The sequence below is a fragment of the Hyunsoonleella rubra genome (assembly GCF_042684665.1).
Taxonomy (GTDB): domain Bacteria; phylum Bacteroidota; class Bacteroidia; order Flavobacteriales; family Flavobacteriaceae; genus Jejuia; species Jejuia rubra.
On sequence record NZ_JBHULY010000034.1, the window covers coordinates 218,952 to 233,390 of the forward strand.

The following is a 14,439-nucleotide window of genomic DNA, read 5'->3' on the forward strand; positions in this document are numbered from 1 at the left end:
CAATTTTTAAACTCCAAATTCCAAAAATGAGTTTGTTTTGGAATTTAGTCCCGATAGTAATCGGAATTGGTTATTGCGAAATTTTCAAAGAAAATTTCGCTGTCTTTTCGCCTCAAAAATAAGAATTCCCGCGGCAACCGAAACATTCATAGAATCGATTTCCCCTTGCATGGGGATGATAATATTTTGGTCAGCGTTTGCCAACCATTCTTTACTTAATCCGATAGCTTCAGTACCCACCACAATTGCTGTGGGCTGTGTAAAATCTTTGGTATGGTACTCCACAGATGCCTGCAAGGCCGCGCAATATATATTGATGTTTTTGCTTTTAAGAAAATCGATGGTTTCTGTCGTTGTTCCCGTGGCAATCTGATTGGTAAAAAGACATCCCACGCTCGAGCGGATAATATTGGGATTGTACAAATCCGTTTTTGGGTTGGCAATGATGACTGCGTCCACATTGGCCGCATCGGCAGTACGTAATAATGCCCCTATATTCCCGGGCTTTTCGGGGGCTTCGGCGACTAAAATTAGAGGGTTTTTGGTTTCGAGTTTCAGGTTGGATAGATTATGGGATTTAGTTTTTGCAATAGCTAAAACGCCTTCGGTGCTATCCCGATAAGCCAGTTTTTGATAGACTTCTTTTGAAATCTCAATGCTGTTTATTCGTTTAGTTGTTAAGTCGTTTAGTTCTTCTATTCGATATAATTCAGGATAAAACAAAATGGTTTCCAACTGGTGTCCTCCCTTAATAGCCAAGGAAATTTCCCGTTGGCCTTCAATTAAAAACGTTCTAGATTTTTTGCGTTCACGAGATTTGTCCCGTAACTGTACAAGTTGTCGAATAAATGGGTTTTGCGTGCTGGAAATGATATTTGTAGGCAAATCTTTACTATCTTTGTTTGCGCAAATTTACTTAAAAATGAAACAATACCTTCTGCTCCCTTTTTTCTTGTTTTTGTAATTTCAATTTTATGGACAAACCGTTCCACCACCACCTGCGGGGTTCTGTACTTACGATGATTCTGTTTGTGATACAAATGAGGATGGTTTAGAAGAATTGGATTTAACTGAACTATACCCATTCAGTAGCTTTTGTGTGCCCTTTGGGGCGTCTGTTAATGAAGCAGATTATTCTTCAATTAGTTATTATTTGACTGCAGAAGATTTAGATAATGAAACTAATGCAATTCTTAACTCAGAAGCTTTTGTGCTTACAAATCCACAGACGATACATTATAGGGTAAACACTATTGATACAAATGCTGTGATTAACCGATTAGATGCTAGTGTTAATCTTAAATTATCAAGCCTTTCTCAAGACCTGTCCATTGAGGTTTGCGATGATGATAATGATGAATCGGCTACTTTTGATTTAACAGTTATAGAGGGTAATCTTTTTTGTGCCGAAGCTCCTTCAAGTTATAATGTTTCCTACTACGAATCTCAAAATGATGCAAGTGCATCAAATAATCCAATTGTGAATCCATTTGTCTATGAGTCGTATTCTAGAACAGTTTATGTTAGAGTAGACAATTTAGATACAGGGGATTTTGAAACCGCTAAATTAAGCTTGGTTGTTTCAGAAGTTAGTATTGGAAACATTGGTGCTGTTTTTATGTGTGATGATAATAATGATGGATTCGTGGGGTTTGATTTGTCAGTAGTTGATGCCCAAGCACTCTTTAATGGAAATACAGATGATGAAGTTTTTTATTATGAAGATGAGGATTTAAATATCCCCATTGATAAGAGCGTATTGTACACGAATATATCCAACCCACAACAAATATATATTAAGGTAGAAAACGAATTGGGGTGTAGCGCTACATCCTCATTTACTATTAACGTAGTCAATATTCCTATTGTCGAGGATCCGGAGCCTGTTATTGTCTGTGATGACGATAACGATGGTTATGCGGTTTTCGATTTGCTTTCAAAAACAAATGAAATCTTAACTACGGAAGAAGGTGTGCAAAATTGGCAGTTAAATTATTTTGAAAAAAAAGACGATCCACTAAATTGGATTGAGGATTACAGAAATTATTATTCCAATTCTAAAACTATATATGTACGGTTATTAAATGCTTCAGGATGCGTCTACATTACATCTTTAGATTTAATTGTACAGGATTGCTCCACTAAAGGGGTCATAGAAATCAATGCTTTTTATGATGAAAATCAAAATTCTACTTTCGATACCGATGAGATCAACTTTTTAAATGGAGTATTGTCCTATGAAAAGAATAATGATGGTCAAGTGCATTATTTGTATTCATCTAATGGAGTATTTAATATTATTAGTGATGACGAAAATGATACCTATGATATAAGTTATACTATTGATTCCGAATTTGATTCCTGCTACAGTTTAACAACTTCGACTTTTGAGGACATAAGCGTTGCCGTTGGAAATACGGTTAACTATGATTTTCCCGTAACTAAAATTATTGAATGTTCTGATATTGCGGTTTATCTGGTTTCTAATGCCCCACCACGACCAGGTTTTGATTATATCAATTATTTAGTAGTTAAAAACAAAGTTATAAATACTGTATCCTCTGGAACAGTTGAGTTTATTATGGATTCGAATTTAACCTTAAATGGTGTTTTTGGCGTGGATTCGGGAAATTCAATTACAAATACTGCAACGGGTTTTAATTTAAATTTTGTCAATCTTCCGCCGAATGGATATGAAAGGATTGCGATAGATACGAATGTGCCCGTTCCAACGCCACTGGGAACTATCCTAACTAACTCAGCTACATATTCTGTAACTGATCTGAATTCGGAAAATAATACTTCGAGTTTATCTGAAGTAGTTATTGGCTCCTACGACCCCAATGACATTTTGGAATCCCACGGCCCGGAAATCGTACATAGCGAATTCACGTCGGATGATTACCTGTATTACACCATCAGATTTCAAAATGTGGGTACAGCCGATGCTATTAATGTGTCCATTGATAATACGTTGAATGCGGATTTGGACGCATCCACCATTCAGATGCTAAGTTCAAGTCACACTAATGTATTTACACGAACGGGAAGCCAGCTCAATTGGCAATTTGACAACATCCATTTACCAAGTGAGGACATGGACGAACCCAACAGCCATGGCTATGTGTATTATAAAATCAAACCGAAAGCAGGGTATGCTGTGGGTGATATTATTCCAAATACTGCAGAAATCTATTTTGATTTTAATGACCCTGTGATTACCAACACCTTTGAAACAGAGTTTATTACCACACTTTCAAATGAGGTTTATAATGGTGTTGGCTTTTCGATGTATCCAAACCCAGCAAAAGATATTGTGTGGCTACAATTTAATCAGAATTTGAGTGCTGCTGATATCGAAATTTACAATATCCAAGGGAAAATGGTTTTAAGTACGACTAAAGAAGATACAGGTAACTTTATGAGCATTGATATTTCCAATCTATCAAAAGGTTTTTACTTTTTAGCCGTTAAAGATGGTTTTGCGGAAATAACAAAAAAGTTGATAGTCCAATAAACATTAACAATTTTTAAAGTCTACTCCAGTTAATTCTGGAGTTTTTTTGTAATGGATTTTGCTCAACTTCGTCCAAAGGAAAAACCTTTTAAAACCAAAATATGAGGCGGATTTTATTTTTAGTTGCTATCGTGGCCATTGTTTCCTGCAAAAATCCCAAAAAAGAAACTGCCGATTATTCTGAAGAAGTATTGGACGCTACTACCAGCATATATCCAGAAAACATCACCAAAGTATTCGAAGCCCACGGTGGTTTGGATAAATGGAACACGATGCGAAACTTGGAATTTACGATGCAAAAACCAAATGGAGCCGAAGTGACTACTACGGATTTAAAAAATAGAAAGTCGCTTATCGACATGCCAAATCATACCATCGGTTTTGACGGTAGCAATGTTTGGTTGAAACAAAAAGACACGGTACAATATAAAGGCAACCCGAAATTCTATTATAATTTGATGTTCTATTTTTATGCAATGCCTTTTATTTTGGGGGATGACGGCATTATTTATGAGGATGCACAACCTTTGGAATTTGATGGTGAACTGTATCCGGGAATTAAAATTTCTTATGAAGCGGGCATTGGTGAGTCGCCAGAAGATGAATATATTTTATATTACGATAAGGAAACGTACCAAATGGAATGGTTAGGTTATACGGTAACGTTCTTTTCGAATGAAAAAAGCAAAGAGTTCCACTTTATAAAATACAGCAATTGGCAAAATGTAGAAGGTTTGCTATTGCCCGAAACCTTGACTTGGTACGATTATGAAAATAATTTACCGACCACCAAACGCAACGATTTAAAGTTTACTGATATCAAGATTTCAAAGGAAGAGCCAAGTCCTGATATTTTTAAGTTGCCTGAGGATGCAATAGTTGTGGAATAATTATTCTTACCGCAGTTTTAGGTTTTTGTTTTCAAATTTAAAATGATTCGTAGTTTTCAGGAATCTTGGCTACGTCGTCTGCAATTAAAATCTGTTTAGCCCGTGGTCGTTTAATTGCCGTTCACCTCAAAATAATTCACCAAAAGGGCTACCACATAATTATAACTTTGCATCCCTTTGGCTTGTTGGTTGGCCTTTAAAAAGTTGCCATAAAACATCTTGAAAAAAGGCTCTGTTGGGTTTTCATAGGATTCCCAAAATTCACGGACTTCTTTATAGTTTTTCAAGATGCCCTCATTGACTGTTTCAACTATTTCCTCATATTTAGCTTCGTCTCGCCTATAAATTTCATTTAAACAAAACCGTAATCCAAAAGTATATCCTGCATATCTAAAGTAAACATCATCGTGATGGGTGGCCGCCATAAAGCCGATAAAGTTGGCTTCGTTTTCGGCAGCATAGCCCAATTGGTGCGCTACTTCATGTGAGGCAGTGGTGGGGAATTTATAAACGGGAATCAACCCGTCCACATGCGCTTCATTGGTAAAAGGGTTCATGTAGCCGCTAAAACCCATATAAGTCAAAGGGTAGCTAAAAAGTGATTTTTTAATGCTTTTGGGGTGATACTCCAAATGTGGAAACGTTGTCTTTAAATTTTGATAGCCTACGGGCACCATTTTCAGAATTTCACTTTTTGAATAGGGTAATTCCACTTTTAGGGTATCGTTTTCCGAAAGGCTATTGTGCAGAGCGTTGGATTTATTAATGAGGGTTTCTGTAACCTGTATTAGTTGCTCGGTGGTATAGTCTTTTTCCAAGCCTAAACTTGTATGCAAGGGCAGGCGGTGATAATTCATCCCCCAAAACAGATGGAATGCAAAATAAAAAATAGAAAAGGCCGCAAGCACATCAATACACCAGTTTTTGAGGTCTTTCTGCAATCGCCATCGGTTTTTGTACAACCATCGTAAGCCGTAAATAATCGCTAGGGCATATACCATGTCGCCAAATGAAAATGGCAACCAGCCCAAAACAAATCTAAATATTTTAGAAAGCCATTGGTAAAGTCCGTTGCTATACTGTTGCTCCACAAAATCGGGGTAGTTGGAAAGTAACTTCACCGCTAAAAATTGGGGAATAATAGAAAGCGCAATGATTCTTTTTTTGGTTTTAGGCATAGATCAAAAGTAATAAATTGTTTTACATTTTAAAGTGGTTTGGTTTTCAAAACCTGAGAGGTCTTTCTATCTTTGTGACTCATCAAAATATCTATATGAACGCAGAAATAAGACAATTAGAACCACAATCCCTTTGGAATAAATTTGCAGATTTAAACGCCGTACCCCGACCTTCAAAAAAAGAAGAGCGGGTAATCGCTTTTATGAAATCCTTCGGCGAAAATTTAGGGCTTGAAACCCTAGAGGACGAGGTAGGCAACGTCATCATAAAAAAGCCAGCAACACAAGGGATGGAGGACAGAATAACCTTAGTGATGCAATCCCATTTGGATATGGTACACCAAAAAAACAACGACACCGTTTTCGATTTTGATTCCCAAGGCGTTGAAATGTTTATTGAAGGCGATTGGGTAAAAGCCAAGGGCACCACCCTTGGTGCAGATAATGGTTTGGGAGTAGCCACTATTATGGCAATTTTAGAAAGTACCGATATCCCGCACCCGGCAATTGAAGCCTTATTCACCATTGATGAAGAAACTGGGATGACTGGCGCCATGGGATTAAAAGGCGATGTGCTTTCAGGAGGTATTTTGTTGAACTTGGATACTGAGGAAGATGACGAAATAGGGGTAGGGTGCGCCGGTGGCATTGATATTACGGCTACTAGAGTTTACAAAAAAGAACAAACGCCAGGTGGTAAAATTGGTTATGAAATTACTGTAAAAGGTTTGCAAGGTGGACATTCCGGGATGCAAATCCATGAAGGTTTGGGCAACGCCAATAAGATTATGAACCGTTTGCTGTTTGATGGTTTTAAAAATTTTGGACTACGGATTTCAGAAATTGATGGTGGGAGTTTGCGCAATGCTATCCCTAGGGAAAGTGTTGCCTTGATTGCTATTGATGCGGATGAAGAAAACGTTTTTTTATCCGAAATGAAAGTGCGTTCCGAAGCCATACAAAAGGAATTCAAAACTATGGAGCCTGATTTGGAAATCAATTTTAGAAAAATTGAAACCCCTAATTCAGTTATGGATTCTGAGGCTCAAGAACAAATCATTCAAGCGATATATGGAGCGCTAAATGGTGTGTATAGAATGAGCGCAGACATTCCTGATTTGGTGGAAACTTCAAATAACATTGCGAAGGTGATTGTAAAGGACGGCCAAATAAAAGTGGAGTGTTTGACGCGGTCTTCGGTGGAGAGTTCAAAAATCGATTTGGCTAATGCGCTGAGGGCGACATTTGAACTGGCGGGTTGTGAGGTGACATTCGCAGGCGAGTATCCAGGCTGGACTCCTAATATGGATTCCAAAATCTTGAAAGTGATGACGAGGATTTACGAAGAATTGAACGGTGAAAAGGCACATGTGGCAGCCTGTCATGCCGGACTGGAATGTGGCATTTTAGGCCAGAACTATCCAGAGATGGAAATGATAAGTTTTGGACCCAATATAAAAGGCGCACATTCGCCTGACGAACGCGCCCAAATTTCATCTGTTCAAAAGTATTGGAGGTTCGTTTTGGAAATATTAAAAAACATCCCTAAACGATGATTTTTGTATTTTATCGATTATAAATGACATTTCATCTATATTTTTGCTTATATTTGAGCAAGCATTTAGCTACATGTATCAAAAGCATGTTTTGAATGAAACATAAAGTAAGCGCCCCAAATCGCCTCTAAAAAGAAACATTCAGAACAATGCTTTTTTTCTGATTTCGTTTAAATGTATAGCTCTTAGTTGATAATAAAATTTTAAAATTATTTTGAAGAGCCATTGTTTTTAAGGGTGATTCTTTACTTATTCACTATGCTGTAGAGGTCCGTTTAAAGTGTAGCTGAAAACATTAGGCATATTTCATGATAAGATATTGAAATATTCGGTCTCTGCAATCCGTTAATAACTCCTAACAACTCCCTTTTTAAATACCTCTATAAATTTCTATTTTGCGTTGCTTTGAAAAAACTTTTCTATGCTCTTGCGTAGAAATATCAACTGAAACTGTCATTCCCGCGCGGTTACTGAGCCGAGTCGAAGTGTAGGCGGGAATTTATAGTAAAAATGAAAGTCTGTATCGCCGAAAAACCAAGTGTAGCTAGGGAAATTGCATCCGTTTTGGGAGCAAATACCAAACGTGATGGCTATTTTGAGGGCAATGGGTATGCTGTTACCTATACCTTCGGGCATCTGTGCACCCTAAAAGAGCCGGTGGACTACAAGCCCTATTGGAAAAGTTGGGATTTAAACAATCTGCCCATGCTTCCCGAAAAGTTTGGAGTAAAGGTAGTAGCTAATTCTGGGGTGCAAAAACAGTTCAAAATTGTAAAAGGTCTTTTTGAAAAAGCCGAGGTGGTCATCAACTGTGGGGATGCAGGGCAGGAGGGGGAGCTTATACAACGTTGGGTGATGGGCGAGGCCAATTACAAAGGCCCTGTGCAACGCTTATGGATTTCATCATTGACCACAGAAGCTATCAAAGAAGGTTTTGAAAATCTAAAACCAGCCACAGAATACGACAACTTATTCTATGCCGGATATTCCCGTGCTATTGGAGATTGGCTATTGGGCATCAATGCTACTAGGCTGTACACCGTAAAACACGGTGGCTATAAACAGGTACTGTCTGTGGGGCGCGTACAAACCCCCACTTTGGCCATGGTGGTCAACCGTTTTAAGGAAATCGAAAAGTTCAAACCACAACCTTATTGGGAATTGCAGACCTTATACCGGGATACACTTTTTAGTTATGAAGAAGGTCGATTTTTAAAAAAGGAAGATGGTGAGGCCTTGGCCAATAAAGTCAAGGAAAGTGATTTTGAAATCCAATCCATTACCAAAAAGAAGGGCAAGGAATACGCTCCAAAACTGTTCGACCTCACGGGCTTGCAGGTATATTGTAATACCAAATTCGGGTTTTCAGCAGATGAGACCTTAAAAATTGTGCAAACTCTGTATGAGCGAAAGGTTGTGACCTATCCAAGGGTAGATACCACTTTTTTGCCAAGTGATATGTATCCGAAAGTCCCGGGCATTCTTAAAAAACTGACCGATTACCAGGCACTGACCCAGCCACTTTTGGGCAAGAAAATTAAAAAATCTACCAAAGTTTTTAACGATAAAAAAGTAACGGACCACCACGCCATCATTCCCACAGGAATGCAAACACAGTTAAATCCTGCACAGCAACAGGTCTATGATATTATCGTTAAGCGCTTCATTGCGGTGTTTTACGATGATTGCATCGTGGCCAATACCACAGTTATTGGAAGTGCATCCGACGTGGTCTTTAAAACCACCGGAAAGGAAATTTTGGAAAAAGGCTGGCGCATAGTCTTTGAGCGTGTCACACTGAGCGCAGTCGAAGTGCCAAAAAAAGAAAAAGAATCTGGTGTATTGCCCAAATTTGAAAAAGGGGAAAAAGGCCCACACGAACCCTCGTTTTTAGAAAAACAGACCAAACCGCCCAATCAGTTTACGGAGGCTTCATTACTCAGGGCCATGGAAACCGCTGGAAAACAAGTAGATGATGAAGAGCTTCGGGATTTAATGAAGGAAAACGGTATCGGTCGGCCGTCTACCCGTGCCAATATCATCGAAACCCTTTTCAAGAGAAAATACATCAAGCGTAATAAAAAGCAGGTGTTGCCCACGGAAACTGGCATTCAATTGATAGATACCATTCAAAACGATTTACTGAAATCGGCAGAACTCACCGGGAAATGGGAAAAGCAGCTAAAGGATATTGAAAAAGGGGAGTTTAGCGCCAATGCCTTTATCAAGAATATGAAGCGCATGGTGGATGCCTTGGTGTATGAGGTGAGGAGCGAAACGGTTCGTGCAAATATATCACACGAGGCAAATGTTAAAAAGAAAGCTGCGAAAGTTAAGTCAAAAGCAAAACCTGGAATTACAACTGAGAAATGTCCAAAATGCAAAAACGGTAATATCCTAAAAGGAAAATCGGCCTATGGCTGTAGTGCCTTTAAAACGGGCTGTGATTTTGTAATGCCCTTCAAATTCAAAGACAAAAAGATTTCGGAAAAACAGTTCGTCAGATTGCTTAAAAAAGGTTCCACTGTCAATCTAAAAGGTTTCAAAGTCGAGGGCGATGTTGTTGAAGGATTGCTGAGGTTTGATGATAATTTCAAGCTGAAACTTGAGCCGAAAAAAACATCGAGACAAGAAAAAACTAAAACTTTGGTGTGTCCTAAATGTAAGGCAGGGGCGATTCTAAAAGGTAAGACGGCTTATGGCTGTAGCAATTTTAAATCGGGTTGCGACTTTAAAGTAGGCTTTGATGTTGTCAGACATCGGATAAATGGACAACAACCGACCAAAGACCTTTTTTATCGCATTTTAGTCGAAAATATTTGAGAATCAGTGGTCTATTCTTCTAAATTGTCTTCATTCAAAAAATGTTGAAGACGTATCCTGAGCGATGTGTACCTTAAAAACCATGCCTATGAAGAATGAATTTATCTTGAACTTTACGCCTACGGGGATGATACCAACAAAGGAAATGACCCCGCACGTGCCGATTTCCGTGTCCGAAATTGTGGAAGATGTGCACAAAGCTTCAGAAATCGGGATTACCATGGTGCATTTGCATGCACGGGATGCTGTGACCGAGGAGCCTACTTACAAGAAGGAGGTGTATGCCCAAATCGTAGAGGGTGTTAGAAAGTATGCCCCCGAACTTGTGGTTTGCTTGTCTTTAAGTGGGAGGAATTTTGGTGAATTGGACCAGCGAAGCGACCCGCTTTTATTAGATGGTAACCTAAAACCGGATATGGGAAGTTTAACATTAAGTTCATTAAACTTCAATAAAACGGCGAGTGTTAATGCTCCGGATATGATTGCGGACCTTGCAAGAATTATGAAAGAAAGAGGGATTGTCCCAGAGTTGGAAGCCTTTGATATCGGGATGATCAATTACGCCAAGTATCTGGAAAGGAAAAAGCTGATTGAGCCGCCTTATTATTTTAATTTGTTGTTTGGCAATATTGCTTGCTCTCAGGCCAATTTGTTGCATGCCGGTGTGATGATTAACGACTTACCTGATAATTCGCTTTGGAGTGTGGCTGGCATTGGAAATGAACAGTTTAAGATGAATTCCCTGTCGCTGGCTTTCGGTGGAGGGGTGCGCGTGGGACTGGAAGATAACATCTGGTACGATACTGCCCGGACAAAATTAGCAACGAACAGTGAACTGCTAAAAAGAGTACACGTAATTGCTGAAGCCAATGAAAGAGTATTGATGACTCCGAAAAGGTTTAGAAAATTAATGAATTTGGCGGAAGGTAATGGTGCCTACGGGCGTCCATAAGCAATTATAGATTTAAAATGGAAAAAGGAAATACAACGCGGTTTTACAGATTGAACTGGATGTGGAACATTCTGCGCCATGGGCTTTTTTTAAAAGGTGTAAATAACCGTATAGCGAGAATTGGCCTTGATTTTATGCCCTATTATTGGGTGCTTGAAGGTCAGGAAGAATTTGATCCGCCACAAATTAGGGGGGATGCCACTGGGTTTGAAGTATCCTTTTTTGACGATACTGACATAGCCAAAGTGCAAAGTAGCATCTCTGGTCTCGGTGATGTGGATTACGCTCAAAACCTGAGAAACGGAGAGATTTGTGTTGGGTTGAGGAAAAAGGGCAAGGTGGCCGCTTTTATGTTTATAAAAAAAAATAGCCACGAATTTAGGGGAAAGTTATTTCCACTAAAGGACAACGAGGCCTACCTTTATGGCATGTATACTTTTGAATCGTTTAGGGGCAAAAACCTGGCACCTTATTTACGTTACCATTGCTACCAATTGTGCAGGGAAGATGGGATTCATAAGTTTTACAGTGTGAGCGACTACCTGAATAAATCAACTTTAAGGTTTAAGGGGAAATTGAAAGCTAAGAATACGCGATTGTACCTAAGCATGAAGCTGTTTAAGTCTTACTATCGGACATTTTTGCTGAAAAAGTATAATTAGTTTTATTCAAAGTTAAGGTTGATTGTCGAGCACCACCATTTCATCATCTACAAACCATACGGCTATTTAAGCCAGTTTGGAAGTCGGGATTCCAAACAGCAATCCAAACGGTTTTTAGGAGATTTAAACGATTTTCCTGAAGGCATTATGGCTATTGGGAGGTTGGATGAAAAGTCGGAAGGGCTTCTGCTGCTGACTACCGATGGCAAAATGAGCGATTATATCAATAGTCAAAAAGTAGAAAAGGAATATTATGCCTTGGTGGACGGTGATATTTCGGAAGAGTCCATTTTGCAACTTCAAAAAGGAGTTGAAATTGGCTTCGATGGCAAAAAATACAAAACAAAGCCCTGTAAGGCCTTTAAATTGAAAGTAGCGCCGCAATTGCCTGAACGTTCAAAAAAGATAAGAGACGCCCGTCATGGGCCAGTATCATGGGTGTCTATCACATTGAGTGAAGGTAAATTTAGGCAGGTTCGGAAAATGACCTCAGCTGTTGGTTTTCCAACGTTGCGTTTGGTTCGGGTTAGGGTGGGGGCTATCCTTCTTGGTCGTATGTATGTTGGTGAGGTTAAGGAGGTTGCGAGTTTTGATGTATAGACCCAAATTCCTATTATGCTTCCAGTTCCTCCAATTCCTTGTAGTTGCGGTTTAAGCGTTTCAGCAATAGGCCATAGATGAGTCTGTAAAACAGCCAGATAATCAAAATTAATATAGCTGTAAACAAAATACTAAAAGCAATAAAAATTGCTATGCCATTTGTGTCCAAATTTTCTATGACTTGTCTGGCGTTGGGGTCATAATGAAACGAGTGGTAGAGGGCTAAAACCATTGACACGCCTGCCATAATAAGATTGTAGAGCACGTAGTATTTGATGATTTTACGGGTTCTCAATATATTGGCCATAAGTTGTTTGGCGCTGTCTGTAACCGAAATGGTTTTATAGGATCTGAATAGTAAAATAATAAACAGAATAATTACGGCGTAGCTAAATATGGTTAGGCCAAGGGTCAAATCATCCGAGTAAATCGAATCCAATTTCTCCCTAAATGCATCCGAAACGAAATAGGGTATGGAATTAACCAATATCCAAAACACTAATTCGGCTACACTGATGTAAAATAAAGTCTTAACAATGGAAGACGATTTTTTGTGCAACATTGGGTAAATATCCTGAGCCGAAAGTTTTTTGTCTGCAGACGCCTTGTTCCAATCCTTCTTTAGTAAATCTAGTCCGTCCATAACCTTAAGGATTTAAAATAGTTCTTAGTTTAGTTTTTATCCTGTTCATTTTCACGCGGGCGTTAACCTCGCTGATTCCTAAAGTCTCGCTGATTTCTCTGTAATCCTTGTCCTCCAAATACAGAAAAACCAGTGCCTTTTCAATGTCGTTTAGTTTATGTATCGCCTTATACATTACTTTTAACTGTTCTTCTTCTGTGTCATCATAATCCTCCGCTTTCATCTTGAACGATACCCCTTCAAAATCTTGAGTCTTTATCGTGCGTTTTGATTTTCTGTATAAAGTAATAGCCGTATTTAAGGCTACCCGATACATCCAAGTACTGAACTTTGCATCCCCTCGAAACTTCGGGTAGGCCCTCCAAAGTTGAATGGTAATTTCCTGAAAAAGGTCATTGTGCGCATCGTAATTATTGGTGTACAATCGGCACACTTTGTGCACAATATTTTGATGCTTTTCCAATAATTCTACAAAGTTATGTTCTTGGGTTTGTGTCAAAAAATTGATGGATTAGTTACACTATTGGTAGCTATTAGTTTTGAAATGTTACACGAATTTAAAAATAAATTTTTGACTAAAGTTTCACCGGAATAGGAGGTGTTTTTGTTGAAAAGGGTGCTAAATTTCAATACGTAAATTTATTATTTATATAAGTTTATTAAAGTAATTCGTATTCAGTATATTGGACATTAACTATAAATAAAATCTATGGTTGTTTTTTAACGTATTTTTGCTGAATTTGGGGACTTTTGGAGTTCCAATATACAGAAAATAATGCATCAAAAAAACACATAAAAAACTTTTGAAAGTCGATTAAAATCCTACTCTATAAATTCCTTTTGAAATTTGGTTTTTTATCTTTTGGGATTTGGGTATTTCACTTTTGGAATTTTATATCTCGTAGGTTTGCTACGAGATACTTTTATTTGTCCTTAAAAAAGAATTGTCCTTTGGTCAGCCATGAAATTCCGAAGGCCCAAAGGGCAATAAATTCTAAAACAAAAACAGGTTTTAAATCTGCCAATTTTGGAAACTTGTCGTCAATCAAAAAATAGATAATAATCAGGGCAACACAAATTATCATTACCCAACCTGTAATCTTATAAACATGATTTCTTTTGATTTTTTGAGCACTCATTTCGGTATGTTTTCCTCTTGGCAACGGAAACAGTTTCAATGAGAAATAAATGAGTGTCACAAAAAATACTAGAGCGGAACCCAGATGGATTATCCCAATCCAGCAATTGTATTCGATACATTTTGTGGCGCACGATGAAAGTTTGTCCACACTGGTGGGGAAAAGAGCAACACCTAAAGCGCTTAAACATGCCACGATACCCGCATTCCTATCCTTATGGTCGTGGCCGTTATAAGCAAACATAAACATGGCCACTGCGCAGAGTGTGCCCACCAGAATATTTCGCATTTCGGTGTGGTAATAGTCACTGATTGAATTTTCGATAAAATCACATTTGGCATAAAAAATACCGCCAATGGCAAGCACCACGGGCAATAGGAATGCTAATCCCCCAATGATCTTTCTAAGAAGCATGTAGGAAATCAGCATTTGGTCGTCGGTCTGTTTGGTTTTAATGTCTTGATGGTCAGTCATAATTG

At 38.6% G+C, this 14,439-nt stretch carries 12 protein-coding genes; 7 read left to right on the forward strand and 5 right to left on the reverse strand.

Annotated elements, in window-relative coordinates; translation table 11 throughout:
• Positions 1-84 precede the first annotated feature (84 nt).
• The gene (locus tag ACFSR8_RS14195) at positions 85-885 is read right to left on the reverse strand and encodes a TrmH family RNA methyltransferase (protein WP_380293156.1); all 801 of its coding nucleotides are present in this window, start codon (positions 883-885) and stop codon (positions 85-87) included.
• 175 nt (positions 886-1,060) lie between these two features.
• Here ACFSR8_RS14195 and ACFSR8_RS14200 point away from each other — a divergent pair, with 175 nt between their 5' ends.
• Entirely contained in the window at positions 1,061-3,517 is a 2,457-nt protein-coding gene (locus ACFSR8_RS14200) for a T9SS type A sorting domain-containing protein (RefSeq protein WP_380293158.1), read from the forward strand.
• A gap of 101 nt (positions 3,518-3,618) precedes the next feature.
• Positions 3,619-4,407: a hypothetical protein gene (locus tag ACFSR8_RS14205; protein ID WP_380293160.1), complete on the forward strand. Its 789-nt coding sequence runs from the start codon at positions 3,619-3,621 to the stop codon at positions 4,405-4,407.
• A gap of 110 nt (positions 4,408-4,517) precedes the next feature.
• On the opposite strand, the gene ACFSR8_RS14210 is transcribed toward ACFSR8_RS14205, so the two are convergent.
• The gene (locus tag ACFSR8_RS14210; RefSeq protein ID WP_380293162.1) at positions 4,518-5,585 is read right to left on the reverse strand and encodes a DUF3810 domain-containing protein; all 1,068 of its coding nucleotides are present in this window, start codon (positions 5,583-5,585) and stop codon (positions 4,518-4,520) included.
• 95 nt (positions 5,586-5,680) lie between these two features.
• Here ACFSR8_RS14210 and ACFSR8_RS14215 point away from each other — a divergent pair, with 95 nt between their 5' ends.
• The 5 genes from ACFSR8_RS14215 to ACFSR8_RS14235 all read left to right on the forward strand — a co-directional run bounded on the left by ACFSR8_RS14215 (position 5,681) and on the right by ACFSR8_RS14235 (position 12,178).
• On the forward strand, positions 5,681-7,141 hold the full coding sequence (locus ACFSR8_RS14215) for an aminoacyl-histidine dipeptidase (RefSeq protein WP_380293164.1): 1,461 nt from the start codon (positions 5,681-5,683) through the stop codon (positions 7,139-7,141).
• A 510-nt stretch (positions 7,142-7,651) separates the two neighbouring features.
• A complete protein-coding gene (locus tag ACFSR8_RS14220) occupies positions 7,652-9,964 on the forward strand; it encodes a type IA DNA topoisomerase (RefSeq protein ID WP_380293166.1) in 2,313 nt (770 codons plus the stop codon).
• 88 nt (positions 9,965-10,052) lie between these two features.
• Positions 10,053-10,916 carry a BKACE family enzyme gene (locus ACFSR8_RS14225; protein WP_380293168.1) on the forward strand — a complete coding sequence of 288 codons (864 nt, stop codon included), beginning with the start codon at positions 10,053-10,055 and terminating at the stop codon, positions 10,914-10,916.
• 17 nt (positions 10,917-10,933) lie between these two features.
• Complete coding sequence (locus ACFSR8_RS14230; RefSeq protein WP_380293170.1) at positions 10,934-11,578, forward strand: GNAT family N-acetyltransferase; 645 nt, start codon at positions 10,934-10,936, stop codon at positions 11,576-11,578.
• Positions 11,579-11,596: 18 nt separating this feature from the next.
• Positions 11,597-12,178 (forward strand): pseudouridine synthase, encoded by a 582-nt coding sequence (locus ACFSR8_RS14235; protein WP_380293172.1) that lies wholly within the window; start codon positions 11,597-11,599, stop codon positions 12,176-12,178.
• Positions 12,179-12,191: 13 nt separating this feature from the next.
• Here the strand turns inward: ACFSR8_RS14235 and ACFSR8_RS14240 are convergent, their stop codons facing one another.
• The 3 genes from ACFSR8_RS14240 to ACFSR8_RS14250 form a co-directional block, all read right to left on the reverse strand.
• Entirely contained in the window at positions 12,192-12,821 is a 630-nt protein-coding gene (locus ACFSR8_RS14240) for a hypothetical protein (RefSeq protein WP_380293174.1), read from the reverse strand.
• A gap of 4 nt (positions 12,822-12,825) precedes the next feature.
• Positions 12,826-13,320, reverse strand: a complete 495-nt coding sequence (locus ACFSR8_RS14245; RefSeq protein ID WP_380293176.1) for an RNA polymerase sigma factor — start codon at positions 13,318-13,320, stop codon at positions 12,826-12,828.
• A 424-nt stretch (positions 13,321-13,744) separates the two neighbouring features.
• On the reverse strand, positions 13,745-14,434 hold the full coding sequence (locus ACFSR8_RS14250; protein WP_380293177.1) for a DUF7103 family protein: 690 nt from the start codon (positions 14,432-14,434) through the stop codon (positions 13,745-13,747).
• Between the last annotated feature and the right edge of the window lie 5 nt (positions 14,435-14,439).